The 25,244-nt window shown below is 50.2% G+C and carries 20 protein-coding genes and 2 pseudogenes; 1 reads left to right on the top strand and 21 read right to left on the bottom strand.

All coding sequences use genetic code 11. The annotated features are described in order from the left end of the window. Positions 1–68: 68 nt before the first annotated feature. From M0R70_04225 to M0R70_04130, 20 genes and pseudogenes are all read right to left on the bottom strand, one after another. Entirely contained in the window at positions 69–827 is a 759-nt protein-coding gene (locus tag M0R70_04225) for a glycosyltransferase family 2 protein (GenBank protein MCK9418570.1), read from the bottom strand. Next, positions 824–2,989 carry an ATP-binding protein gene (locus M0R70_04220; GenBank protein ID MCK9418569.1) on the bottom strand — a complete coding sequence of 722 codons (2,166 nt, stop codon included), beginning with the start codon at positions 2,987–2,989 and terminating at the stop codon, positions 824–826. The genes M0R70_04225 and M0R70_04220 overlap by 4 nt, the downstream gene beginning before the upstream one ends. Positions 2,990–3,007: 18 nt before the next feature. Further along, positions 3,008–3,403 (bottom strand): response regulator, encoded by a 396-nt coding sequence (locus M0R70_04215; GenBank protein ID MCK9418568.1) that lies wholly within the window; start codon positions 3,401–3,403, stop codon positions 3,008–3,010. A gap of 155 nt (positions 3,404–3,558) precedes the next feature. Continuing rightward, positions 3,559–3,819, bottom strand: a pseudogene (locus tag M0R70_04210) (HD domain-containing protein). A 390-nt stretch (positions 3,820–4,209) separates the two neighbouring features. Continuing rightward, positions 4,210–4,815, bottom strand: a pseudogene (locus M0R70_04205) (GAF domain-containing protein). A gap of 782 nt (positions 4,816–5,597) precedes the next feature. Next, the gene (locus M0R70_04200) at positions 5,598–7,226 is read right to left on the bottom strand and encodes a hypothetical protein (protein ID MCK9418567.1); all 1,629 of its coding nucleotides are present in this window, start codon (positions 7,224–7,226) and stop codon (positions 5,598–5,600) included. Further along, the gene (locus M0R70_04195) at positions 7,208–9,520 is read right to left on the bottom strand and encodes a hypothetical protein (GenBank protein MCK9418566.1); all 2,313 of its coding nucleotides are present in this window, start codon (positions 9,518–9,520) and stop codon (positions 7,208–7,210) included. The genes M0R70_04200 and M0R70_04195 overlap by 19 nt, the downstream gene beginning before the upstream one ends. Positions 9,521–9,806: 286 nt before the next feature. Beyond that, positions 9,807–11,354, bottom strand: coding sequence for a glycosyltransferase family 39 protein (locus M0R70_04190; GenBank protein ID MCK9418565.1), 1,548 nt, complete (start codon positions 11,352–11,354; stop codon positions 9,807–9,809). A gap of 115 nt (positions 11,355–11,469) precedes the next feature. Then, the gene (locus tag M0R70_04185; GenBank protein ID MCK9418564.1) at positions 11,470–12,990 is read right to left on the bottom strand and encodes a hypothetical protein; all 1,521 of its coding nucleotides are present in this window, start codon (positions 12,988–12,990) and stop codon (positions 11,470–11,472) included. Positions 12,991–13,196: 206 nt separating this feature from the next. Further along, positions 13,197–13,541: a DUF192 domain-containing protein gene (locus M0R70_04180; GenBank protein MCK9418563.1), complete on the bottom strand. Its 345-nt coding sequence runs from the start codon at positions 13,539–13,541 to the stop codon at positions 13,197–13,199. Between the two features lie 134 nt (positions 13,542–13,675). Beyond that, positions 13,676–14,575: a type II secretion system F family protein gene (locus tag M0R70_04175; protein ID MCK9418562.1), complete on the bottom strand. Its 900-nt coding sequence runs from the start codon at positions 14,573–14,575 to the stop codon at positions 13,676–13,678. Positions 14,576–14,767: 192 nt separating this feature from the next. Beyond that, the gene (locus M0R70_04170; protein ID MCK9418561.1) at positions 14,768–15,739 is read right to left on the bottom strand and encodes a type II secretion system F family protein; all 972 of its coding nucleotides are present in this window, start codon (positions 15,737–15,739) and stop codon (positions 14,768–14,770) included. 147 nt (positions 15,740–15,886) lie between these two features. After that, positions 15,887–17,257 (bottom strand): CpaF family protein, encoded by a 1,371-nt coding sequence (locus M0R70_04165; protein MCK9418560.1) that lies wholly within the window; start codon positions 17,255–17,257, stop codon positions 15,887–15,889. Between the two features lie 210 nt (positions 17,258–17,467). After that, a complete protein-coding gene (locus M0R70_04160; protein ID MCK9418559.1) occupies positions 17,468–18,685 on the bottom strand; it encodes an AAA family ATPase in 1,218 nt (405 codons plus the stop codon). A 125-nt stretch (positions 18,686–18,810) separates the two neighbouring features. After that, positions 18,811–19,884, bottom strand: coding sequence for a pilus assembly protein TadG-related protein (locus M0R70_04155; protein ID MCK9418558.1), 1,074 nt, complete (start codon positions 19,882–19,884; stop codon positions 18,811–18,813). A gap of 252 nt (positions 19,885–20,136) precedes the next feature. Further along, positions 20,137–21,348 carry a pilus assembly protein N-terminal domain-containing protein gene (locus M0R70_04150; GenBank protein ID MCK9418557.1) on the bottom strand — a complete coding sequence of 404 codons (1,212 nt, stop codon included), beginning with the start codon at positions 21,346–21,348 and terminating at the stop codon, positions 20,137–20,139. A 35-nt stretch (positions 21,349–21,383) separates the two neighbouring features. Beyond that, positions 21,384–22,262 carry a Flp pilus assembly protein CpaB gene (gene cpaB, locus M0R70_04145; protein ID MCK9418556.1) on the bottom strand — a complete coding sequence of 293 codons (879 nt, stop codon included), beginning with the start codon at positions 22,260–22,262 and terminating at the stop codon, positions 21,384–21,386. A 51-nt stretch (positions 22,263–22,313) separates the two neighbouring features. Continuing rightward, on the bottom strand, positions 22,314–22,691 hold the full coding sequence (locus M0R70_04140) for a pilus assembly protein (GenBank protein ID MCK9418555.1): 378 nt from the start codon (positions 22,689–22,691) through the stop codon (positions 22,314–22,316). A gap of 160 nt (positions 22,692–22,851) precedes the next feature. Continuing rightward, positions 22,852–23,361: an A24 family peptidase gene (locus tag M0R70_04135; GenBank protein ID MCK9418554.1), complete on the bottom strand. Its 510-nt coding sequence runs from the start codon at positions 23,359–23,361 to the stop codon at positions 22,852–22,854. 164 nt (positions 23,362–23,525) lie between these two features. Next, the gene (locus M0R70_04130; GenBank protein MCK9418553.1) at positions 23,526–23,708 is read right to left on the bottom strand and encodes a Flp family type IVb pilin; all 183 of its coding nucleotides are present in this window, start codon (positions 23,706–23,708) and stop codon (positions 23,526–23,528) included. 487 nt (positions 23,709–24,195) lie between these two features. On the opposite strand from M0R70_04130, the gene M0R70_04125 reads away from it, so the two are divergent. Next, positions 24,196–24,825, top strand: coding sequence for a methyltransferase domain-containing protein (locus M0R70_04125; protein ID MCK9418552.1), 630 nt, complete (start codon positions 24,196–24,198; stop codon positions 24,823–24,825). Positions 24,826–24,944: 119 nt separating this feature from the next. Here the strand turns inward: M0R70_04125 and M0R70_04120 are convergent. Continuing rightward, the coding region (locus M0R70_04120) for a GxxExxY protein (protein ID MCK9418551.1) at positions 24,945–25,244 on the bottom strand (300 nt) is incomplete at its 5' end.

Genomic DNA, 25,244 nt, shown 5'->3' with positions numbered 1-25,244 from the left:
AGACCGTTAATAATCTGTGAAATCTGCGTAATCTGCGGACAATATTTTGACCTGAGTAGTTCCAAAGATTAAGACTTTCCTCGTTCCGGCCGGTAATGATAAAATCGTATTCTGAAAAGGTCCCGGAGCATCTGAAGGGAATCCCTGAAGATGCTGACCCTTGAGTCGGGGGAATTCACCCATATGACCGGCACCTCCCTGATCCCGAAATCCATCTTCCGTGCAAGATAAAGTGCCTCTACATCAAAGGCGAACCGCTCGATCCTTTGCAGGGAGAACACGCTCCTTGCCGCGTCCGCGGTGAACAGTTTGAAGCCGCACTGGGTATCACGGATCCCAAACACGGCAATTGCCTGAACGAGCTTATTGAAGGTCTTTCCCATGAGCTGCCGAAACCACTTCTGTCTTTTGAGAACCATCGATCCTGAAACAGACCGTGAACCGATGGCAATATCATTTCCCTCTTCCAGCTCTTTGAATAATTTCCCGAGCTCTGCAATGGGAGTGGAGAGATCGGCGTCCGACATCAGTACGAAGCGTCCCCGGGAAAAAAGGACCCCTTGTTTAACGGAATACCCCTTCCCCCTATTCATGCCATTCTGGAGAAGGACAATGGCGGGATGCTTCTCCGCGGCTTTTCTTACCACCATTGCCGTATCGTCGCTGCTGCCGTCATCCACCACGATGATCTCATGGGAATATCCGCATACCTTCATATAATCACGGATACTATCCAGTGTTTTACCGATACGCAGCGCTTCATTGTATGCGGGTATGACTATAGAAAGTTTGGTTTCCCTAAGGCCTTCGTCCGTCCCGGGCTTCATTCCATTCGGGCCCTCTCAGGATCGATGATCTGCTCGATAGCCATCAGCAGGGGCTCGATATGTCCTCGTTCCGGAGCGTAGGTCCCCTTGCCCAGCGCTGCGGTCCTGATATTCCCGTGCGTAATAAGCATGTCAGTTATCAGGATCACCGGGATTTGGGATGTGATCGTGCCCTGGCGTAAATCGGAGAGTATATGCCGCCAGGAATAAATCGGAGGGGTCGTGTCCAGGAATATGAGCGAAGGCTTTTCCCTGCGGCAGGCGTCCACGCCGGCAGATTCATCCGCAAGCAGAAACGGCTGGTTTTCCGCGCCAAACAGCAGCTGGATCGTCCTGCCCTCGAGACGGTCATGACATATGCCGATGAACGGCCCCTTACCCGACGGAGACACCTCCTCTACTGCTTTCAGGAGGTCAAAGCGGTCTATCGGCTTTGATAAAAAACCGTTCGCCGCCAGCTGCAGTCCCTGCTTGGGGTCTGCCAACAGGCAGGTTATCAGTATCGGGATGGTTGAGGTCTTCTCTTTTGTGTTCAGTTCCTTGAGAAAATTCACGTCAGTGTCCTGGTAGTTTATAATACCCGAGAGGACAAGGTCCACGTCCTCTTGCATCGCAATGGTGAGCCCCGACTTGTCGGGCTCCGCGCCGATCGTGCTGTACCCCAGTGCCTCAAGCCGTTCTCTCAGGAACTGGCGGACTGCTATGTCACGTTCAAGGACGAGAATGAGGCTGGTGTTTTTCCTGATCCTGGCCCTGCGTGCGCCGGCGGCCTGTCGTTCCGGTATCAGAGCCATCTCATCAAGGTCGATCGGCAGTCTGAACGTGAACGTGCTGCCCTTTCCGAGTTCGCTTTCCGCCCAGATGGTCCCGCCGTGGTACTCAATGATCTTCTTCGAAATGGTCAGGCCAAGCCCGGAGCCCTTCGGACGTCCCGCGATGTTGTCCGCAATCCGGTAAAACTCCTCAAAGATGACCTTCTGTTCTTCCGGGAAGATGCCTTCACCGGTATCCTTCACCGCCACCTGCAGGTATTCCCTGTCCTTTTTCGCGGTTACCGTAATACCGCCCTGAGCGGTGAACTTGATGGCATTATTCAAGAGGTTCACCATGACCAGGGGGAGTTGAAGATTGTCGCCCTTGACGAGGGGAAGCGGTTCGTCCGGCTGCACGAACTCAAGGGACAGTCCCTTCTCCCTGGCCAGCGGTTTCAGGGCCTTCATGCTGTCCGTTATCACCTTCACCATGTCTACTTTCACATGATTTTTTGTTACCGTTCCCGACTCAATTTTTGCCAGGTCCAATATGCCGTTTATCAATTGAGTAAGGCGCATGGACTCCTTGGTTATAATCTCCAGAAATTCCTTCTGGGTGGCCCTGTCAAGATCTTCGTAGGTGGAAAGTATCTCGGCGAATGATTTTATTGATGCAAGCGGGGTCCTGAATTCGTGGGTAAGATTCGAGAAGTTGGCGGTCTTTGTTTTGTCAAGTTTTTTAAGCTGCTCGTGTGCTTCGGTGAGCGCTTCAAGCGCGGACTGCAGGTTCTGTGTCCTGAGGTGCAGTGCGTTGTGAAATGCGTGAAAGGTGGACTCGGTCGCCTTTTGCAGCCCGTGCTCCTTCCGGATCTTCGCTGCAAGCAGCACCGCCGGCCATCCTAACGCGCAGATCAGGGCGAGGTTCATCAGGGCCGGCAGCAGGTATTCCTTGAAGGCCAGGTAGGTCAGCTTATGCCGGTCCAGCGCCGGGAGGAGCAGGATGGCCGATGCATAGGCCAGGAGAAACCATTTCACTTTGTTCTCCCCCATCCGTGAGACGATCAGGTACAGATAGGAAATACCAAGGTAGGCAACCGGACTGTCCGCGCCGCCCGTGAAATGGCAAAGCATCACCATGAATAAAAGATCACCGGTCAAGATGACGGCAGGGACGGCCGGCATACGGCCATATCTTCGGTTTAGAAATATGACGGCAAGGTTGAAGAGAAGCGCCAGGGCGAGAACAACATTAATGGGGACCAGGCTTTCCCGCTGGGGTATAAAGAAATTGCCGGTCAGAAATACCAGGGCCAGCAACAGGAGTCGAAGACCGGCCTCTTGCGAATACCATGCATTTTCACCTTCGGAAGGCATATCGGAAAGTGCCTCAAGGGGGATGTCGTTTTCCATATCTCTTCCCACGATTTTTTATGGAGACCGTTCGGTATTTTCCATGAAGTGTTCTTTCAACTTGCGTACTACGGCCGCCGGAGAAAACGGTTTGGTCAGGTATTCGTCCGCACCCTCCAGATAGCCCTTGTAGCGGTCCACATCCTGGCCCTTGCATGTCAGCATGATGATATAGGGTGAGCGCCCCCTGTATTGCTGGTCGTTCCTCAGGGCATGGCAAACTTCGAAACCGTCCTTTTTGGGCATCATGAGGTCAAGGAATACAACCTCGGGATTGAACTCCAGGAACTTCCTCAGGGCCTCCTCGCCGTCCGACGCGCATTCCACCTCATAGCCCTCCTTGCGGAGCACGAATGAAAGCGCAAGCACCATATAGGGTTCATCGTCAGCAAGGAGTATCTTTCTTTGCGTCATAGCTAAACCTCGCTTCCGTTCCGTACGGACGACTTTGTTCCGGCAATCAATTTGTAAACCTTCTCGTCCCTGAAGAGCTGTACCAGTTGCGAATCGAGTCTGCCTTCCGATGCCTCCATCTCCAGTATAAACAGGGCCTTTTCTGTGGATACTGACTTCTTGTATGGCCTGTCCAAGGCGGTCAGCGCATCAAAGGTGTCCGCTATCGCCATCATCCGCGCTTGAAGCGGTATCTCGTTCTGTTTAAGCCTCCTTGGATAGCCGCTCCCATCCATCCTCTCGTGGTGTGTGTATATTATCTCTGTGATATTGGGGAAATTAGCGGTCCAGGGTATCCTGGACAGGAAGTTGTGGCTGTGGGTTACGTGCAGCTCTATCTCGCGGCGCTCATCCGGGCTTAGTGAACCCGTAAGCACATGCAGGTAGTTGAATTCGAACGAGGTAAGGTACGGATGGAGTTCCCCGTCGGAACCATGATAGCACTTTTTCGCCGCCTCTGACAAACCGGCGAGTTCCGGCAGGTCCTTATTGAGCACCCGGGGATTGTTTGAGAACTCGATAAGTTTCTGGTACCTGTCCAGCTCTTCGAGATCAAGCGCCAGCGCCGAGTCAATTTCAGGGATGGCCTTGAGGTAGTTTCCCGTCCCTTCACGCAGGAGGACCGCGTGTTTTTTCTCGAGTACCTCCAACTTTTTCAGCAGCCTGATGTAGTCGAACCGGTACCTGACTTCTTCAATCCCGCCATACGGCAGCTTGGACGCCTTCAGGAGCACGAATTCCCTTACCCCCACCTTTCCGAAGTCATGCAGGAGGCCGGCGTACCGCAGTTCGAGCAGTTGTTCCCGCGAGAACGAGATGCCCTTGAAGGCAGGCAGGTCTGATTCCGAGACTTTTTTTGCCAGCTCGACGGTCAAGAGAGCCACTCGCTTCGAATGACCCGCCGTCGTCGGATCCCTGGACTCGACCGCCGTTATGGTCGCATCAATAAATCCCTCGAAAAGGCCCTTGATTTCGGAGTAGAGCTGGGCGTTCTTTATCGCGATGGCAGCCACGGACGTTATTGCGGATATCAGTTTCTCCTCGCGGGAGTTGAATTCATCGCCGTCCTTCTTGTCGGTCGCGGAAATCATCCCGATGACTTTACCCTCGGCCATAAGCGGCACCGCAAGAAGTCTCCTGATAGGAAATGGCCAGGGTTTGTGGTGTCTGGTTTCCGCCACTTCGCAGACAAGCACGGACCGGTGTTCGATATACGCCTGGCCGATCAGCCCCTCCTCAAGGCCAGGTGCAAAATCGGACGCCAGCTCCTCATGCGAACCGGACGCCAGTATGGTGCGGAACACACCTGCCTCGAAGTCCGCGAGTTGAAAAACTATATCCGTCGGGTCAAGCACACCTTTTACCTCGTACATCACGATGCGACAAATCTCCGCGATGTCCACCTTCGCGCCCAACCGCGCGGTTAATCCATAGATGAGCGCAAGCTCCTCGTAGACTTTGACCACCTCACCCGACAGGCTCTCCACCTCAATACCCGCCTCCGCAAGGACCTCAAGGTGGGACGCTGACAAGGAGAGGAGCGGCAGGGCGCGGTCACCAGCGCCGTCTTTACCGTTTACGCATGCCGCGAGATAACCGCGCGGTCGGTTCTTGTAATGAATCGGAGCCGCCATGAGATAGAATCCATCAGCGCTCATGCGTCCCACAGGCCGGTCTCGCATCACCTCACCGGCCCCGGCCCACGCAGCCGGCGGGATGAAATTCCCCTCATTCATATTCGGACCAGCCGCCAGGGACGACTCCAGTGCCGTGGCGCCCGAAAGGTCAAGGATCCTCAGCGGCATCTTTAAAAACATCGAGGTCGAATAAAGATACCTGGTCAGCCTGTCCCTGGGGATCAGGTCAAGGAGCTGTAAGTCTTCCACAGTCTTTTCCATATCATTTAATATACCATAATCGGACAATGATGATCTAAAATTACTCAGGTTCAAAGACTTCGGCGAGACTTCGACGAGCTCAGTCGTGTCGCTCAGTCGAGCCGTTCAAGGTTGGAAAGCCGTGAAATTTGGACACTATGACAAGTAAACATCACTGAACGAATTTAAAAAAATGATATTATGATGGAGTCAAAGCTCTTGTGGTTTTTTCAGCCTAAACCATGAACCTTGAACCGTCAACCTGACAACCGAAGTAGTTACTGTTTTTTTTCATCAACCGGCGCCAGTTTAACGTTCTTATACTTTTCTGTCAATCCCGCATTCACTGATCCGTTCCTTACAAATACATTCGCCACCTTGTCCGCGTACACAAGGCTCCACGTATCGGTTTCGAGAAGGAGGACCGACAGCGGGGAATTCGCGGTGATCAGCAGCCAATCGATGTCGAACCTGGCAAGGATGTCCTTCCATTCCGGCTTCACGTCCACGACATCGAAATAATTTTTCAGAAATTCATTATACATGTCGGCGCGTCCGTCCACGAATACGCCGTCTTTGGGGAACCCCTTGTAGATCAGGTATCCCCCGAAGTGATACGTGTTGAACAGCCTTCCCTGTATCCCGCTTCGTTCGGCAAATTCCACCGCCGCTACAGGCAGATTTTTCTTGTCGAATTCATGTGTTAAAAGAGGCGTACCCAGGACGCTTCCTCCGGTAATGGTTATTGCCGTCACCGAGAGTATTACGATGATCTGCAAAGCATGCCCTTTCAAGGATGCGCTGGTTTGTTGAAGCCGTTCTGAAAACACAGAGACGCCGCGGACCAGCCTGCTGCCTCCCGCTCGCCCATCCTTCATCAGCGCTTCCAGCCTTATTGCCATGAGGGGAATGACAATGATGGCAAAGATCGGGCCATAACGCACCGAATGGAGGGAAAGGTGGGTCCAGAGGATGACGAGGCCCGCCTCTATGAAACCGAACCGCAACAGGGAAAAACCGAGCACCGCGATCAGTGCGAGCAACACATATTCGTAAGGAAGGACCCCGTGGAAGTTGGGAGAAAGCCACTCGTTTATCCTTCCCACGTTCAACTCCTGCCCCATGATACGGAATGGAAACAGGAGGGCCTGATAGCCATGCGGGTTTACTAATGCGGCGGCGGTCGCCAGCAAGCCGACCTTGCCATAGTTGATGACCTGTTTCTTCTGGTCCGCCCGTGCCTTTTCATCCTTTGAAAAAAAGAATTCCGCCAGGCTTCCCAGCCAGTAGACCGCGACAAGGAGGAGGCCTGCCATGAAACCGCCGTGAAGATTGACCCAGATGATGGTTACGACAGGCAGCAGGTAGATGTATCGCCTTCCCCGCAGCCGGTACTCTTCCAAAGCCATATACCAGAAAAGCAGAATGGGCATTGACAAGATATGGGGCCTGGCAAGCCAGTGGACAGAGGTAGCGGCCATTGCGGCTATCGTCAGGATAAGCGCCAGGACCGTACTTACTCCCCGGGAAAGGAGAAAACCGTAGAAAATGGAATGAGTGAAAGCAATGGCCAGGGCCGCGAGAAGAACGATGCCGTTCAGACCCGCAACCTTGTGAATTATGGCGAATAGTAGTTCTGTAAGCCATTCATGCGCCATCCAGGGCATTTTTGCCGCAGTGTACGAATAGATACCCGTATCGGGGACCGTGCCGGTCTCCAGAATATATCTGCCTGCCCCTATGTGCCATCCGGTGTCCGCGTCGCCTAAAAGATCTTTCCCGCCCAAAATAAGGAACAGGAACACGACGATGAAAAGGGCATCCTGCAGGGAGGGAAGCAGCCAATGTGCCCAGGGAGGTGTGTTCTTCACGGGTGTCTTGAAACCGCCTACTTTGTCTCTTTCCATGACATCCCTTCCGGAGAATTATATTTGGTAATACTGTCCCCGTTCTCGATCTTGCCGGTAAACCATTCATCCTCATCCCAGTATACGCCTTCAGGCATGAGCAGGCGGCCGATCATCGTCCCTTCCTCCCCGATCAGCACGGGTCCGAACAGTCTTGTCTTTTGCTTTGACGGGATGGTCACGATGACAAGACATTTTGTTTTCTTCCCCCCGGATACCGATATGAGGTGCGCCCCCGCCTTTGCCCCATAGACCGCGAATATCCGTTCCCGGTAACCTTCACGAACCGACATTTTTTCCGCAACATCAATATTGGAAACAGCGCCGTTCTCCTGATCGAGACCCTCCCTGTTCTTTCTCGCCACGGTCGCCCTCAGCTCGCTGTCCGGATCATTCCAAATGAGGTGCACCAGGATATCGGGTGTTTTCTGGTTCTTTACCGTTACGTTCAGGATTCCGCTCCTGGCCGAGGCGCCGGTCGCATTGACCGCCTCGGCCTGCAAAGAATTTTCCCCATCCCTGAATAAGACCGTCTTCTCAAACCCTCCATCGTCCTTCGCAACAACCTCGATGGCCCCCTTGTTCAGGATCAGTCTCACCGTTTCAACGGTACTGTCCCCGACTTTCCCCTTTACCGTTATGACGGGGGATTCAACTTCTCCCGCTCCGGGCTCATCGATCGAAAGTGAAAAGCTGTTCTTTGCGGGTATTACCTCAACGATGATCTTATCAACGGCGGAATACCTGTTCCTGTCCCATACCGTGGCAATGATCGTATTTTTACCTTCTTTGAGCGCGCCTTCCCAGTTGAAGGCGTCGCGTTCAACGGGGACGGTCACGGAATCATCGTTCAGAGAAAGAATGACCCGCGTGATCCCGTTTCCTTTAACCTGCCCGGCGATCTTCTGGACCCTGTTTTTGATCTTCTTCGCCGCAGGGGTCGTGATCTTGACCGACGGCCTGCTGATGGGAATGCCTATCCGTATGGGGTCAGTTCCAGACTCCAGCCTTTTCAGCAGGGTCAGCGATATCGTCTTCTTTCTGACCAACGCCGCGGCCTTCGGCTCGACAACCTTACGCAACGTCTCCGCGGCTTTTCCCCTGGCCATTTCGGCGGTAATCGCCGGTTCCACAGGGGCAGGGGCGCTCTTTGCAGAGAGATCCCTATCCTTCGCCTGATCGACCCCTCCCTTTTCCTTCTCCTCTTTTTTAACATCAGGGGGATCGGCAATCACCGACAGTGGTAATGACTCTTCCGCTTTCACCTCGACAGTCTTTTCTGACAGAGGGATATTCTGCAACGCCTCTTTGTGGGTGGGCGATACAACGGGCTGTTCCTCGGCCTTTGCAGGCGCCTCATTGACAGGGGCAGCATCTCTTTCTTCAGGCAAAGCCGCCGCGGCCACAACTGGCGCGAAAGGCTGGGACTCCGGTTTTATTGGCTCTTGAACGTCTTGAACAGGAGAAGCAACAGGCTGTTCATAGGCCTTTGCGGGCGCCTCTTTGACAGGAGTTGCATGACTTTCTTCATGAACAGTCGGTGCGGCTGCAACAGGAGCAGGAGGCGCGACCTCTGGTTTTATTGGTTCTTTCACTTCTTGAAGAGCAGGAGTGGAAATTTTCTCGCCTGCATCCTCCCTCTCGATCTCTTCTTTCCGCAGGTCGCCTGAAGGCCGGACATGCGGCTTATCAACCGGCTTAACGATATCCGGTTTTGGTTTTAGGTTATCCATTACGGTGATGTCCGGTTCATCCGGTGCAATGATCGGCGGTTGGTCGGGTTCACGGACTTTTTTCTGAGCCGGTACGGGAAGCACTGCCTTGGTTTTTGTGGCCATCTCTCCGGAAGGGGGTGCATCAGAAGACACAACAGGTACGGGTACAGGTGAGACCGGCGCGCTATCCACCTGAGAAGCCTTCGTTACGTGAACAGGTTTTTGAACCGGGCTGACGGGTTTGGCTATTGCTGTGGGAGCCTTGCGCTTTAATAATGGCTGGTTATTAGGTCCAGCCTCTCTCTTCTTCTTTTTCTTCTCTCCTTTTTCCTGCGATACCTTCTTTACAACTGCCAGCCGCGATGGCCGCCCGCCTTTCCCTTGTCCTTTATCCACCCCATTCTTCAGGTTTACCATGATGATCCCGTTTTGTTGTTCTTTCAACCGATCGCTGACGTTAAAGTGTCCTAAAGGGTCAACCAGCAGGAGAACGGCATGCATCACGATTGAGAGCCCAAAGGAGAACACCAGGTCAGAGGATGAGGTGCATCTGGAGAATGTATTCGTATGAGATTTCATAATAATCCGGCTGCGGAAGAACGATAGTTCTAATTTTCAAAAGCGTTGGTCACCATGAAAGTAAAACCGATTTTAACGTTATTTGCTGATAAAAGAAAGTGGGAAAAGAATCAAGTATGAACTCACCTGCCCGGCCATGGTATCCTGTATCTCCTTCCTCCACCAGACCGTTGTCCAAGTATGTCCAAGTAAAATGCCAGCAAAGAAAAGAGATCGCAAACAAACGGTCCGCGATGGCTGGCAGGACGAGCCTTGACTTATTCCACATGATAGAAACGCCCTCACATTACCTAACAGCCCTCCATGCCCTTGTTGCACTGAACAGGGAGATGAAGAGAAGTAACAGCGCCGCAAAAAATCCTGAATAACTGCCTTCTATAACGTATCTATATAGCCACCAAAAGTCAAAGACATTCATCTCCGGTGCTGATCTGATTGTTTCAACGGTCAAGGTCACTTTTGACGGTTGCACGTGAGTGTATTCTTTTAAATTTAAGGTCATTTCTCGAATAAACTTGAACTGCGTCAGAATGGGTGAAAGATTCCAATCAAAGTAGGTTTCGAGGGGAGGGCCAACGATCGGTTGAACACCGTCTCCTGCAGCTACGGAAAATTTTACCTTTTCGTCAAGCTGTAAATAATGACGATATTTATTCGGACTTACTGATACCGACGCAAGCTGAACGATCAGGCTTACTGCAAAAACCGTATATACAAACACCCGCAATGATTTTTTAGCCCGCCAGTCAGCGGAATCGAACAGCTCCGCTATCGGGATAATGAGATATGGCGTTATCATAAACAGAAATCGGGGCCCCCACCCGGAGGCCCCATGCCAAAAAAGATATTTGGAGTACAAAAGGAGATACGATAGCATGAGAAGGATAAAGCATAAGGCAGTTACAGGATATTTTTTACTGAAGGACCTGATGGAAAAGAAAAAGAGAACGGTTATGGGCGAATAATAAAAAAAACCTTTCCCCGGACTTGCCAGAAAGCCTCGGATACCGGCAAGAAGAGACGTGCCGCTGAAATAATCAACCCCCAGACGTGCGGCCATTAAGGCATATCCTGACTCAAATAGGGAACCGAAGCGATAGTGGTTATACCAAAAAATCAGGACGATAAAGGGAATCAGGACGATGAAGAAGAGGAAAATGTCTTTCGCCGGCCGATTTAACGAGATTTTATAATTCACCTTTTTTATGTTGCGGAAAAAGAGCATGATAAATAACGTCGGCATAATAAGTATTGCAGTCGGACGCGTTATCAGGGAAAAGCCAAAAGAGAGGGCGGAAAGGAGGAGATGCGAGGTTTTTTGATGAGCAGTGTATCGGTGCATGGAATAAATGGAGAAAAGTATAAAGAATGTTTCTATTGTATGGTCACCGGAATCCTTTGAGTAATACCATGCCATAGTGCCAAGACCATAGATCATCGAGACAAGAACAGAGGCTCTCCTGGAATAGCCCAGAGAAATGGAAACGAGAAAAACCAGAACAGCAGTGGCTGCACCGAAGAAATGATTCATAACAGAAACTACATTTTCCGGAGGGAGCCCTGCTAATTTCCCGAAGAGAAATATCGGAATGAACAAAACAACCGAACCGATGCCAAACCAGGAGTACTCCCTGCCGTCGGCGCCGATCATGCCCGTACCAGAGGGGACATTGAGATCCATCCGCTCTATTATTGATCTTGCAACTTCTACTCTCATCTGGGCTACATCGGAAAAGGCGGCTCCCGAGGCGGTCAATAGATAGGTTGCAACAAAGAAGATAAAAAGATTGAAGCCAATAAATCTGACCGTTCTTTCATCGTCTTGTATATGCACAAACAATCAAGCCTCCATTATGATTTTATGAAATGATTTTCAATTGAACCGTTTTTCGCTTCCACGTAAACGAAATAACAACGGTTATGCGCAATGGTATTCTTCTTGAGCCATTTTATATATCGGGTTGATTTCTTCGCCACAGGGTGAAAGATATCTCTTCCTCTACCAAATTGAAATTTTTTAGCAGTTTTTCTTTATTCCTGTTCTCGAGCTCCCATCCCAGAAGATAGTGAATGGATGGATAGAGAGACCAATCTATGCTTGTCGGATTGTAGAATATTTGATATTGAGAAGGAAATGCTGGCAGACCCTTTTTGTAGTGCACGGGAAAATAAGAAAAAGCTGTTTCATAATTCCCTATATCTACACACCCTTTAAAAATTCCATAATACGAAGCCGCATGAAGCAAGACATCGACACGAAACTTTTCGGAAACCTCAGGCTTGAAGGTCATCACAAAAGCCCCTCTCGGCATCTGCGCATCCAATCCGCTGAGAAACTTTTTTACCTCGAGATTCTGGTTCCACAGGAGGGCTGAGTTGAATACAAAAAAAATAACAACAACGCTTACTATCACGACTTGGCCGAAACGCTTAAAGAACACCGTGTCGGGCATTTGCAGAAGGGGCACCATGATCAAGAGGATCACCCATGGGATACGCTGGTTCAAGTAGGCACCTGCCCCAATATAAGATGGTGCAAATAGATAGATTGCAATAAGGGCCGCCGCCAGATAGATGAGCGTTTTTTCCGACGTCGGGATATCCTCGGACCGCGACCACTTCGTCCGGATATCTTTTAATGATACAAGGCCAAACACAACGATCAGAAACATAAAAAGGGAAGCAGGGACCAGTTGCCAGGGCAATACATTTACCGTGGAAAAGAATGAAAGATCCACGATCAGCTCAAGAAGACGCGAAATGGAGAAGAGATACAACGAATCGGGGGAAAAGCCTCCTGTTCCCTGGCCCAGGTAGTAAAATAGATTCAGTAAAGACGGAAGTATTAAAACTGCCAACATGAATAGCTCACGGATTTTTCTTTTGTAACCAGCAGCTTCGGCCATGATGATGGTCACCAGGGACATGAGAAAGAAGATGAACGGGATCAGATGAAAATAAAAGAGTACAAACCCTGCAGCATTGAGACAAATAAATTTTACATATATCGATCTATTGCGAATCTCCCAACTCAGGGCGAATGCAAGGATGAAAAGGGGGACGGTTATTGCGTAACTGTAAAACCCCATCAATAAGGTGAAATTAAAGAGAACGGGAAAGACAAGATATGCAAGGGGAAGTACAGGCCTGTTGAAGGTACGCAGTAAAAGAGGGACACTCACCCCCATGAGAACCATATAGCAGGAGATGAATATCTTTTCCACAATCAATGGAGGAAAGACGGACAGGAGCGGATAAGCAATAAGATGAAATCCCATATTGGGCACGGCACGCAAGTGCACTGTAAAATAATCGCCCCACTCCCTTCCCCCGTTTAACAGATCCTTGAGAATGACAAGATTATAAATATGACTGGGGCCGTCCTGCGTCGGGATATAGGGCAATAACCAAACTACCCCGATGTGTGCAGTAAGGCAAACAATATATATAATAATATAAACGTTTGTCATAAAGTAATTTGGTCTTTTTTATCGGGCTGATGCACGGTCACGGACTATTTCCCCAAGGCAAGGGTAGGCTGGACGGAATCCATATGATACAGAAGCTTGCTCGTAAAGGGAACTCTTGTAATGATGGTCAACAGAAAGAGCAACGTGGGGAAAAACAGGTCATCATCAGGCGCTGCCGTATCTCGCATAATATTCACAATGGAACTTCAGATTATTTTTACCCTGTCTCCTATCTGGATTCGTGCCCTTTCAATGGTCCCTTCGGGCAACTCAAGGACGCCCTGCGCATGCCGGCATGAGACCACAGGACGGAAAGGGCGCAGACCCTTTACTGTTTTTTTTACGATTCCGTCCCTGTCCAGGAAAACCACGTCCAGGGGAAACCTCATCCAAAATGTATGGATGGCCCTGCATCGGGCCATCCACAGGCCTTCATTTTCCTCCAGGCTGTCCCGTCCAATAAGCCCCAGAAGCCTCGGGAGAAAACCAGCCGCCTCTTTCAAGTCAGAGGCTATGATGGTTTCCTTTGAAACATTGAGCGCCCTCACCACTTATCCCTTCTTGGCCGCCATTCTCAGAACAATAAGAGCAAGTTGAATATTAGCGGCTACAAGCAAAACGAGATTCAGCATTTCAAATGTCGTCATAATCTTCACCTCCTTCCAGTCATCAATAGTATGATCTATCAAAACGCCTTGAATATAGATATCACGGCGGGGCCGAGGATCACGATAAAGAGGGCGGGAAAGATGCATAAGACCAGAGGGAACACCAGCTTTATCGTTGTCTTTGCCGCCGCTTCCTCCGCAAGCTGCCTCCTTCTCGTGCGCAGGCCTTCGGAAAAAGCCTTGAGGGCCTGAGCCAGGCTTGTTCCGAACTTCTCCGACTGGATCATCATATCGGTAAATGACTTTATATCCTGCAATCCCGTCCTGGTGTAAAGGTTCCTGAAGGCATCGGTCCTCGGCAGGCCTACCCCGATCTCGCTGACTATCTGCTTTAACTCCAGGGCAAGGGGGGTCTTTGCAAGGACCTGCTCTTCGCTCACCTTCCTTATGGCCGAGTCGATCCCCATGCCGGCCTCCACGATGATCGCAAGAAGGTCCAGCACATCCGGCATGTTATGGAATATCTCCTCCTGCCTCGTTCGGGCCTTATAAGCAAGATAGCCGTCAACGATAAGGAAGCCCACAACGGCAAGAAGCACGGTCGCTACAACTCCCATATTAAAATCAAAAAATCTGAAACCAATTGACAGGAAGAGCAGGGGCAAGGCTGCGGTAAGGATCAGCTTAAGACCGTAACAAAACATCAAGCTCTGTTCCTGCCTGAAACCGGCATGAGTAAGGAGAGTGCGATAGCGGGACTTCTGCTTCTCCCTTGGAGAAGGTGAAATGTCGGCAATAAACTTGACGATATACTTCAATAACGACAATCCTTCTTTTTTCTTCGGAAGCGGCCGGGAAGTTTTCATCTGCTCCAAACGCTCGGCCACCACATCTTTTCTGCCCGGCATAAGAAGGGCAATGGACCATATGATCCCCACGATGCTGACAAATAACAGTAATAATATATAGACAGACATGCCGTCTCTCCCTCTTTTTGATAGGTTTTAACAGGTTCCAAGTTCACAGTTCAAGGCTGGAAAGCCGTGAAGATTTAATAATTTTAAAAAACATTTCTTAACCGTGAACCATGAACTGGTTCGATTCATGCTTACCATCATGAGCGAAAGTCGAATGACCTGAACCACAAACCATGAACCCTGAGTAGTCACCTATATCTTGATATTTACTATCTTTCGTATGAACAGAAAACCTATGGCCTGAAGGATCACCGCGGCAGCCAAAAGATAATGGCCCACCGTCTCCCGAAAAAGGAGGCTGATATAATCAGGATTCAGCATGTTCAGGAGAAACATCATTACGATCGGGAGGGCGGCCAGGATATATCCTGAGAAGCGTCCTTGCGCGGTATATACCCGCACCTGCCTCTTTAACTTCAACCTCTCCTTAATGATATCGGAAAGGTTTCTCAATATCTCCACCAGGTTCCCCCCTGTCACCCTCTGGATGTTTACCGCGGTTATGAAGAAGACCAGATCCATGCTGTCCATCCGGTAAGCCATCCTTCTCAGAGAGTCATAGTGACTGAGGCCTAAAGATTGTTCCTCGATGGCGGTGGTAAAGAGGGTGCCGACAGGGTCAGCCGACTCCTGCGCGGCGTATTGCTGGGCAGCGGTAAAAGAGTGCCCTGCATTGAGAGACCTGGCAATGGTATTCAGGGTTTCCGGGAACTGTTCCTCAAATTTGATGATCCTCTGCTTTTTGCGCCATTTTATGTACAGGTACGGCGCTGCGGCCAGAAAGAGACCCAGGCCGATGGTAAATAACACTCCCCTGTTGATAAGAATGCCTGTAAGCCAACCGGTCATGCCTATGGTAAGGGTAAGGAATAGCAATTGCCCCACTTTTATCTGCACGTTTGCCTGCTCGATAAGGACAGCAAGCTTCTCCATTACTGGAAATTTATACAGTATCCTGTTCACGGCGGGGATCTCGCTCAAAAGCTCTTCACGCAACAATCCCGGCATGCTCAAGCTCCCGGGATGACCGGTCTCCATATTCGCCAGCCTCGCTTTTATCGCGGACCTCGACGACTGCCTGAATCCGCCAATCATCAAGTAAAGGGAGATGATGCCTGTCGCGATTGCCATGAAAGTGAGAATTATGATCACAACTATGTTCATGGAAGCCTCATTATTAATTAAGGGTGCAGGGTTCCAAGTTCACGGTTCAAGGTTGGGAAAAAACTGTGAAGAATAGCCATTTCCCCTGAACTCTGAACAATAAACCGTGAACCTTGAACCGTGAACCCGACAACCTGTATTCGTGTGCTAGATCTCGAATGTCTTTGGCGAGAGATGGATCCCCGCCTTCGCCAGCCTGTCCGCGAACTTGGGCCAGATCCCGTTCGACTTGAATTCGCCCAGTACCTTCCCCTCTTCATTGACGCCGGATATATGGTAGTGGAATATCTCCTGCATGGAGATGACGTCCCCCTCCATGCCTACTATCTCTGAAACGCCGACTACCTTCCTGGCCCCATCGCTCAGCCTGGCAAGCTGTACCACGATGCCTATGGCCGAAGCGATCTGTTCCCGTATGGCCCTTTGCGGCAGGTCCATCCCGGCCATCAGCACCATGGTCTCCAGACGGGAGAGGGCGTCTCTCGGGCTGTTTGCGTGGACCGTGGAGATGGAACCGTCATGGCCTGTATTCATGGCCTGCAGCATGTCCAGCGCCTCTTCACCCCTGACCTCGCCCACGATGATCCTGTCGGGCCTCATCCTGAGGGAGTTTTTAACAAGATTTCTCTGCGTAACCTCTCCCCTTCCCTCTATATTGGGCGGCCTCGTCTCAAGCCTTACCACGTGGTCCTGCTTCAGATGCAATTCAGCCGAGTCTTCAATGGTTACGATCCTCTCCCTGCTCGGGATGCCTTCGGACAGGATATTCAGCATGGTGGTCTTGCCGCTCCCGGTGCCGCCCGATATAATCATGTTGATCCTGGCCTTCACAGCCCCGGTCAACACCTCGGCCGCCTGGGGACTCAGGGACCCGAAGGACAGGAGGTCGCTCATCGTCAGATATTCTTTGCCGAACCGTCGTATTGAAATGGAAGGGCCGTCCAGGGCAATCGGAGGGATAATGGCGTTGACCCGTGACCCGTCGGGCAGCCGCGCGTCAACGTAAGGAGACGCCTCATCGATCCTCCTGCCGACCTTGGATATGATCCGGTCTATGATCTGCATCAGGTGCGCGTCATTCCTGAACACGGTGTTCGTCTTCTCAAGCTTCCCGAACTTTTCTATATATACGCTGCCCGGTCCGTTCACGAGGATGTCGGTTATGTCCATATCGTGCAAGAGAGGTTCCAGCGGTCCGAGACCCAGGGTCTCATGGAGGATCTCCATAAGCAGGCGATCTCTGTCCGTCCCGCTCAAGGGAACGCCCTCCTCATTGATCAGGTCCTCGGTTATAAGTTTTATCTCCTCTTCAAGCCTGTCCCTGCCGATATCGTTCAAAGCGGAAAGGTCCAGCCTTTCCACCAGCTTTCTGTGGATCCTTGCCTTCAGCTCCTGGTACGGGTCCGTCTGAACAGGCCTTTTCAATATCAGAGTGGAGGAGCCATCTTCTTTTTTCGCGGCTTCTCTGGCTGTATCCTCCGACCTCTTAATCCCCATCAGGCGATCTTTTAGACTCATGTTCGCTCCTTCTGCCTTATCTACCCATAATGAAAAGATTTACCACAGAGCACACAGATAAAATTTGCCGATCTCGTAAAAAAATCATAATCTACCACGCCATGGCGTGGAGACACTGAAAAATGCATACTGAAAACAATAAGGACCTTCTCTGCGCCTCTGCGTCTCGGCGGTTAAATTCGACTTATTGCGGATCCATCAAAATTAAATTTAGTCTTTTTTAAAAAAGTTCTTGAACAATGACTTTTTTTCTTCTTTTCCTTCTTCAACCAACTGCGGATAAAACGACTTATTTATGCCCCTGACAATGTCCTCTATGCTTTTGGTTATATTGGACGCCGGGGCAAGGGTCACCAGCGGGATGCCCCGGTTTATGGAGGTAACCACGGTTTGGTATTCGTTCGGGATCAGCCATGAGATCGGATAATTTAACGCCTTCTCCGCATAATCCGCCTTGATGTCCTCGTTCGCCCCATTCCTGTTTATGATCAGCTTTACCTTGTCCTTTCCGTAACCCAGGTCGCGGAAAACCGAAAGGCTCTTCTGAATAGTACGGATGGCCGGGAGGGTCAGGACCCCCACCAGTATTATCATATCGGACATATCCATGACCGTCAGTGCCCGTTCATCAAAGGAATATCCGCCATCCACAACGATATACCCGCCCATCCCCTTAAGGAGGTTCAGCACCGCCTTTATCTTCGGCGCGGTGATCTCTTCAACCTCTGAAACATTCTTGGGCTCGGCGAGCATATACAGGCCTGATTCATGCCTGTACATGGCGCCTCTAACGTAATTGGCGTCGATCCTGTTCACGTTCCTTGCGACATCCGCTATGGTGTAGTTGGGTTGTATATTGAGGAAGGTCGAAACGTCGCCTCCCTGCAGGTCCAGATCGATGATCATCACCGGCCGGTCTTTCCGCAGCGCCATGCAGGCCGCCAGATTCACCGCCACAGTGGTTTTGCCGTACCCGTCCTTACTGCCCAATACGGAGATCGTCTTTCCTTCCACCGCCCCGGGTTCGGGGGCAGACCTGCTGACAAGGACCTGCCGGGTCACCTTCTCGATGGCCCTGGCAAGTTCGAGCTTGTTGACGGGTCTCGGCAGGTAATCATCCGCTCCCGCGCGCATGGTTTCGAGGATAAGGTCCGACTCTTTTTCATCGCACGTGATAAAAACTGAGGTGAGAGGATATTTTTTCTTTACGCTCTCTACAAATGCGAGGATATTGCCTTTATCGGACAGCTTCATCTCCACAATGACCAGAAGCGCAACAGTCGGCCTGCGATGGGAAAGCATCACGTCGCCTGATTTCAGATCCGATGCCCTCAGTACCTGATCGATATCCATGCCTTTCAGGTATCCTGCGATCACCTCCATGGATGTTGAGTCCCGGTCTATTATCAGCGCTGAGAGATGAGACATATTTTAATCTCCTTCGTTTACATTGGCCCGCCCGCTGCCGGTGGAGTCCGCCGGCACGAGGGCCTTTCATCAACAGCAAATGGTGAGCAAGCGCGCCGGTTGGGCGCACATGGGAACCATGCCCACTATTTCACCAGTCGGACCGCCGTGGATTCCAATTTGCTTCCTTCAGGTGTGCCGCACTCATAACAAGTAAAAACCGAATAACCCGGGTCTGCGTTTTCTGCTCCGACAATATAAAAATAGGCATCACTACCACTTTTTTCAACTTTGGTGAATATACCTACGGTCAGCTTTGTAATGGGATGATAGCCGCTTGGACTTCCGGGATCGGCACACTCGGAAAAGACCGGAATCAGGACCTTATACCCTATCACATCTACTCCATTGACCAGGTAAGTCATGCTGCCTGTTAAAACGATGTCGCTTACCGTATCGAATACCGAGGCAACTTCACCATTGTTTGTATCAATATGCTTTTCACAATACTGTTGTGCAGGCAAGTTCTTGTTCGTAACATCACCTTCCCCTTTCCAGTAATCGCTTATGTGCGAAGCGCCGTGTCCTGCCTCCCATCCTGTCCATGCGGTGCGCGGCAAGCCAGAGGGGCACGCGCCATTTGATATACAAAATTGTGTACCCGGCGGGGTACTCGTGAGCGGCGTCGTGGTTCCGCAGATGCTATCGCATAGGGCGATGGTCGGTTTCTTTAGGATCTGGACCGTGGCGATAGCTTCGGCGCTTATGTTTTGATTTGTGCTGTCGAATATCTTGCCAAAAAGCCTCGGGAAACCGGCAGTATCCTTATCTGTCTTTCGCGCCTTCACCCGTACAGCATTTACGGGTGTTCCTTCCGGGTCAAACATATTTGAAACCCAAGAACCAAGAGTAATATCATTGCTACTGGATAATGCATTGCTGTTATAATCAATAATTAACTGAACCGGGCTTCCAGATGCGCTGTTTAAATTGGCGTATTTGAGGGCCTCTGCCCTTGGAGCTATTGAAGTTGGAGTACTATATATATCCAGCTTGGCGGCCCCCGCCAATGCCGCCGCATCCGCCGCGCCCTGGAGCTGGTTTTTTGTGTGGTAGAAATAACCAATATCAATGGCCAGAGCGGCAAAGCCCAGCAGAACGATCAGGGAAAGGGCCACAAGGACCAGTATCTGACCTCTATTATTTTTTGGATTAACCATGTAACATCCCTCATTCACGAAGAAAAGAGAGCGAGAAACCACAAAAGCTGTTGCTGCGAATCAAATATTAGAAATCGTCTCAAAATAGAAACGTCATAATCAAAAATCTCCCCATCCCCTCTTTGCCAAAGAGGGGCATCCCTCCCTTTGGAAAAGGGAGGTTAGGAGGGATTTTATGATATATGGATGTACACACTATTATGAGACCGTTGATAATTACTCTTTTTTCACTTCTTCTTTTTCCCCTTCCTCTTACTTCTCTTCCTTAACAACATCTTCGCTCATATCCGGCAGTAAGGGAATCCAGCGCATCTTGTTCTCTTCGCCGGGTGTTATGGTCGTCATCGCCTTAAGATCCGGCTCCTCACCCTTGCCAAGGGGTTTTTTGAGGAATGGGGTGATGATCACGATAAGCTCAGTCTCACGGTTCTGAAAATTCTTGCTCCTGAAAAGAGCGCCGATGATCGGTATGTCACCGAGCAACGGGAACTTGGATATTGCCCTGCTGGCGTCACTTGATATTAATCCCGCAAGGACCAGGCTTTCACCCTCTTTCAGGTCCACCACGGTGCTGGTGGAACGTTTATTGATAATCGGGAACTGTCCCTGTGAAAGCACCGTCGGAGTTGAAGGATCTATGGTACTCACCTCCACGGGATCGATCTTCAGATTTATATATCCGTCCCTGAGGACTGTCGGTGCAAAATCCAACTTCACACCAACCTCCTCAAACCGAATATCGGATGTGCTTCCACCGGTGGCACCAACAGCCGACATAGAAAAAGGTATCTTCTGGCCGGCAATAAATTTCCCCTTTTCACCGCTCTTAACTACCAGATTTGGTTCTGCCAGGGTCTTGAAAAGCCCTTTCTTGTCCAGTGCCTTTATCATTACATTAATATTTGACGGGTATTGAACGAGGGCCGCTGTTACTTCAGAACCCAACGTAAGTCCCGGGCTGACAACATCACCTATAGCCGAACCAGAGGTTGCTCCCACCGTTCTCGGAGCCGCAAAATTTCCACCGGAGAAGCTGGCCCCGCCCCAGTCCTTGCCAAGAGCGCTGAAGTTTATGCCGAGATCTCTCAGGGCGGACCTGCCTACCTCGGCCACCTTCACCTGCAGCACAACCTGCTGGTGCTGGTGGGCGGCCACGTCCAGATTAAAGAAGGTATGCTGACCCGCGGCGTCCCATATAATGAGATTTGTACTGCCGGGATTTTTCCCGATGATCAACAACTGCCGGGGAGTTATTGTCTCGATATCCGCTATTTCCCTGTTGCTGATGGCCGCCTTTCTTATATCGGTCCCGACTGTCAGTATCTGGGACTGCCCTGTTTCCACGGCAACATTTATAGCCGGGGCTTCGGCCGAAGACTGACCGGACAAGAAGATGACAAGCGCCCCTGTCGAGAACACGGTTTTCAGCCACTTGACATAGTTGAATGTTTGCCTCGCCGCCATATCCACCCCCGTTATGTTCAAGACGTTTTCACGTTTCATTTTGACACCTCGCTTCTTCTCCAGAAGCCGTTCTCTTCAACAAGCCTTTCCTGGGTCCGCTGTGTCCCGTCCTTGCCGGATTTTATCAAGGTGATATTCACTTCTTCATTTTCCTGAACAGATACGGCTTTGGTCCCGCGGCCAGCCGCGGCAGGCCGACTGCTGCCGCTCAGCAGGTTGGCAGTCGAAGCGCCTCTTGTTGATGCAGGGGTATTGTCCTTTGCGCCGCGTAAAAGGAGTTGCAGGGTCCCGACATTACTTGCCAGGGCCAATCTTTCAGCCTCCTCCGGAGTAATGGAAACAGTGACGGTCGGGACCTGAATGGCCTTCCCTTCTTTTTCCTCCATCTTCTGCCCCACGGCCAGAACCCTCAGGTTTTGAAGAACGATCTTGCTGATTCGCTGTCCCTGGGGTGATGTGGTGGTAACGATAACATCAACCGTGCTATTGGGGAGGACGAAACCCGCCACTCCTGCCACGTCGTTCACCGCGACCGCCATGGCCCGGTGACCTTCCGGAATGATGTATGCCATGACGCCTGACCGGGAATCGCCGGAAGCAAGCTTTGCCTCCATCAGAGGTTCTCCCGTGAAGATATTGCTCACAACCGTCCTTCCGACCAGCAGACCCGGGTCCTGGAAGTACCCTGGCGGGACGTTAGCCCTGGGCCATAGGACTTTTTTTAATTGCCTCTGCTCAAGGGTTGAACCAAGGGGGATATTTTCAGACGCCGCCACAACCTCCATCAGATCTACCTTCGCACTTGCCACCTCCTGCTGCTTGGACTGAAGATAGCTCCAGATAGAAAAAGTAGCTATGCCGGCAAGCACAATAGCTACGATCAGTACCACTATTAACATTCTCCGTCGGTCCATAGTATCCCCCTTGATATAAGTTCTGTTGTATTGTCAATGAAGATTATTTCATTACTCCATACGGTACGTTGCTGTCCTCGTTAGCGTTATGTTTTTCAGCATCGGAAGCAAAACGGGGACCACAGGTATGAACGGTTCCGTGACCGTAACGGTCACCTGGTCTGGAATCGTAGTATCTATTATGACGCTAGCCAACGACAACGTCGGTATTACTGTCTGGGCTGCACTTAATGCTTTACTAGTATCCTTTGTCACGGCATAGCTCCTCGCCGCAATGTTGGCAGCCCCCTTAAGAAGGTCCGCCCTGTACCATGCCCTGCCGAATTCCATGATGCCGAAAACCAAAAGGAACAGCAGTATGGCTACAAGAGCAAATTCCACCGCGCTCTGGCCCTTTTCATTTTTCAATGTTGAGAGTAAGTCTTTCATAAATGGAAACCTCTCGGGTTCAAAGACTTCGGCGAGACTTCGACGAACTCAGTCGAGTCGTTCACGGTTCAAGGTTGTAACCGCTGAACCTTAAACCCTAAACCTTGAACTGGTTCGACTCACGCTCACCATCATGAGCGAAAGTCGAATGACCTAAACCCTAAACCAACATCATTGACACCGCTGCCCCTGCTGAAATTGCCAATGCATAGGGAATCTTTTCCTTCCTCGCATACTCAGAAATTTCCAGGGCCGATAAGCTCCGGGTATAGTAAGCGGTCCTGACAGACTCGCCTAATGTCCTCATATCAGCCCTCTTCAATACAAAAGCTATCCTGAAGATAGCCATGAGCCCGCCTATTATTGCCATTGCAAGGAATGTGATAAAGACGAACCACGGTCCTTTGATAGCGCCTATGGCCCCCAACAGTTTCACATCTCCCGCCCCCATCCCGCCTGCGGCATACGGGAGATAGAGCAGTGCCATCCCGATAAAAAGCCCCACTATTGAAACCGAAATTCCTATAAAACCGTTCTCCATGAAAGCCATGAATATCCCTGCCGCCATAGCTGGAAAAGTAATAATATTCGGGACCTTTTTAAATCTATAATCAAAGATGGCCGCAATAATTATTACAACTATCAATATCGCATTCGCGTTTATTTTCATTGTCCGGTCAGCACATTAAAGTTGTGCTATGGAGTGAACAAATAATACTCAATACTATGATGGTATGATTCAGCGTATGGCAGAATTCTTGATTATAATGTGTTGCCCCCACCTTTCGGTAGGGGCAACCAACTCCGAATAATATTTCTATTATGGTGCTGGTACTACTGAGTTGCAGTGAGTTGAGTATTAATTTCCGTATATTTAGTATTAACACTCCCACCCAATATCCTCAGGGCTGCTATTACAACAAGCGCTATTAAAGCGATAATCAACGCATACTCCACCAGTCCCTGTCCCTCCTCATTCTTCATAAATCCTTTTACCTTCTCCATTAATTTCTTCATTCTGTTTCACCTCCCTTCTTTTTATAAAATCGGCAACTTTGTTTGCTCATTTGGGCATTGCGTTTCCAAAATTTTTATATTTATTATCAACAGTCCCGCCGGAACTTCAGGCAGAATTACGACAACCGCCACTAAAGTGATAGCCAACACATACACACCAGGCACTGTCCCTCTTCGTTCCTCATGAATCCATTCACTTTATTCAGTTACAGTTAGCCTCTCTAAATTAAATGTATACAATAAGTTATTTTCTCGCTTTACGTTGTTTGCTGTTTTATTATAGCGTAAAATATGCCCAACGTGTTCTTAATACAACGAAAACATTAACTGTGTCTTGACAGGCAAAAATTGAGAAAAAGGGGCAACAACAGATCATATGTCGTCATATTTACATTTATTTTTTGCTTTGTCAAGTAAACTCTTGTTTCCTTCCTCCTTGTTTTTATTCCATTAATACAGTAGAATATCACTCGCCATTGAGGAGAACATGGACCCCTATTCCAGAGACCAGCTGCTGTCATTCTATAATTTTCACCTGAAAAAGTTCGGCGACAGGCCCGAGGCGCTCCGCTGGACGCCGCAAGGCCAGCTCAAGCGATACCGGACGCTCGCGGACATCGCACCCGCACGGGACCTGAACAACGCAACGGTGCTCGACTACGGGTGCGGGACCGGGGACTTTTACAAATTCCTGAAGCGTCGCGGCATCTCCGTACAGTATACCGGCGTGGACATCAACGAAAACTTCATCACCCTGGCGAAAAAAAAGTACCCCGAGTGCGAATTCCATGTCATGAACGCGGACGACGACCCGTTGGAAGGGTTCTATGACTATATCTTCATCTGCGGCGTGTTCAATCTGCAGGTCCCCGGTGTCGACGAAGACATGAAGAACGCCCTGGTCACGCTCTTTGGACATTGCAATAAGGGCCTGGCGCTGAACGCCCTCTCGTCGCATACGCCCGTCAAAGACCCCGAACTCCACTTCACCTCCCCCGAAGAGATGGTGAAGTTCTCCATCGAAAACCTGTCACCCTTCATCGCCCTCCGGCACGACCTGATACAGAACGACTTTACCCTCTATGTGTATACGTCATTAAATGAGATAGAGCTGTAAGGATTGTACAGGTTCAGGGTTCAGCAGTTACAACCTTGAACTGTAGTAACTGCTAAGGTTGGCCGCAAAAGAACGCAAAGAGAAACCTGAAATTCATGCAAATACAGTCTTTAGCGGCTTTATTTATTATCGTCTTTGTTTAACGCGTATTTCTTAATCTGAAATTTGTAGCTGCCGAAGTTGATTAAAAGTCCGTGCTCAATTCGGGCCGATTTGAGATAACCCAGCAATTGAGATATGTGTTCGTCCGCAAACGCACGACATGCCTTCAGTTCGACGATAAGACGGTCATCTATCAGTAAATCGGCGAAATAATCGCCTAACACCGTGCCATCCTCATCATAGACCGTGAGAGGATGTTGTTGCTTTACGTCGAGTCCGGTTTTTCTTAGCCGGTTTGCCAGCGCATTTTCATACAC

This window comes from Nitrospirota bacterium, assembly GCA_023229435.1.
In the GTDB taxonomy this organism is placed as follows: domain Bacteria; phylum Nitrospirota; class UBA9217; order UBA9217; family UBA9217; genus JALNZF01.
This window is presented reverse-complemented; position numbering and strand designations above follow the sequence as displayed.

Coding starts and splice junctions, on each gene's coding strand:
- M0R70_04135 (MCK9418554.1), bottom strand. CDS start 23,361: ATGAAAATAAACGCGAATGCGATATTGATAGTTGTAATAATTATTGCG.
- M0R70_04125 (MCK9418552.1), top strand. CDS start 24,196: ATGGACCCCTATTCCAGAGACCAGCTGCTGTCATTCTATAATTTTCAC.
- M0R70_04130 (MCK9418553.1), bottom strand. CDS start 23,708: ATGAAGAAATTAATGGAGAAGGTAAAAGGATTTATGAAGAATGAGGAG.
- M0R70_04160 (MCK9418559.1), bottom strand. CDS start 18,685: ATGTCTCATCTCTCAGCGCTGATAATAGACCGGGACTCAACATCCATG.
- M0R70_04165 (MCK9418560.1), bottom strand. CDS start 17,257: ATGAGTCTAAAAGATCGCCTGATGGGGATTAAGAGGTCGGAGGATACA.
- M0R70_04170 (MCK9418561.1), bottom strand. CDS start 15,739: ATGAACATAGTTGTGATCATAATTCTCACTTTCATGGCAATCGCGACA.
- M0R70_04155 (MCK9418558.1), bottom strand. CDS start 19,884: ATGGTTAATCCAAAAAATAATAGAGGTCAGATACTGGTCCTTGTGGCC.
- M0R70_04185 (MCK9418564.1), bottom strand. CDS start 12,990: ATGACAAACGTTTATATTATTATATATATTGTTTGCCTTACTGCACAC.
- M0R70_04195 (MCK9418566.1), bottom strand. CDS start 9,520: ATGAAATCTCATACGAATACATTCTCCAGATGCACCTCATCCTCTGAC.
- M0R70_04215 (MCK9418568.1), bottom strand. CDS start 3,403: ATGACGCAAAGAAAGATACTCCTTGCTGACGATGAACCCTATATGGTG.
- M0R70_04200 (MCK9418567.1), bottom strand. CDS start 7,226: ATGGAAAGAGACAAAGTAGGCGGTTTCAAGACACCCGTGAAGAACACA.
- M0R70_04140 (MCK9418555.1), bottom strand. CDS start 22,691: ATGAAAGACTTACTCTCAACATTGAAAAATGAAAAGGGCCAGAGCGCG.
- M0R70_04225 (MCK9418570.1), bottom strand. CDS start 827: ATGAAGCCCGGGACGGACGAAGGCCTTAGGGAAACCAAACTTTCTATA.
- M0R70_04175 (MCK9418562.1), bottom strand. CDS start 14,575: ATGTCTGTCTATATATTATTACTGTTATTTGTCAGCATCGTGGGGATC.
- cpaB (MCK9418556.1), bottom strand. CDS start 22,262: ATGGACCGACGGAGAATGTTAATAGTGGTACTGATCGTAGCTATTGTG.
- M0R70_04220 (MCK9418569.1), bottom strand. CDS start 2,989: ATGGAAAACGACATCCCCCTTGAGGCACTTTCCGATATGCCTTCCGAA.
- M0R70_04150 (MCK9418557.1), bottom strand. CDS start 21,348: ATGGCGGCGAGGCAAACATTCAACTATGTCAAGTGGCTGAAAACCGTG.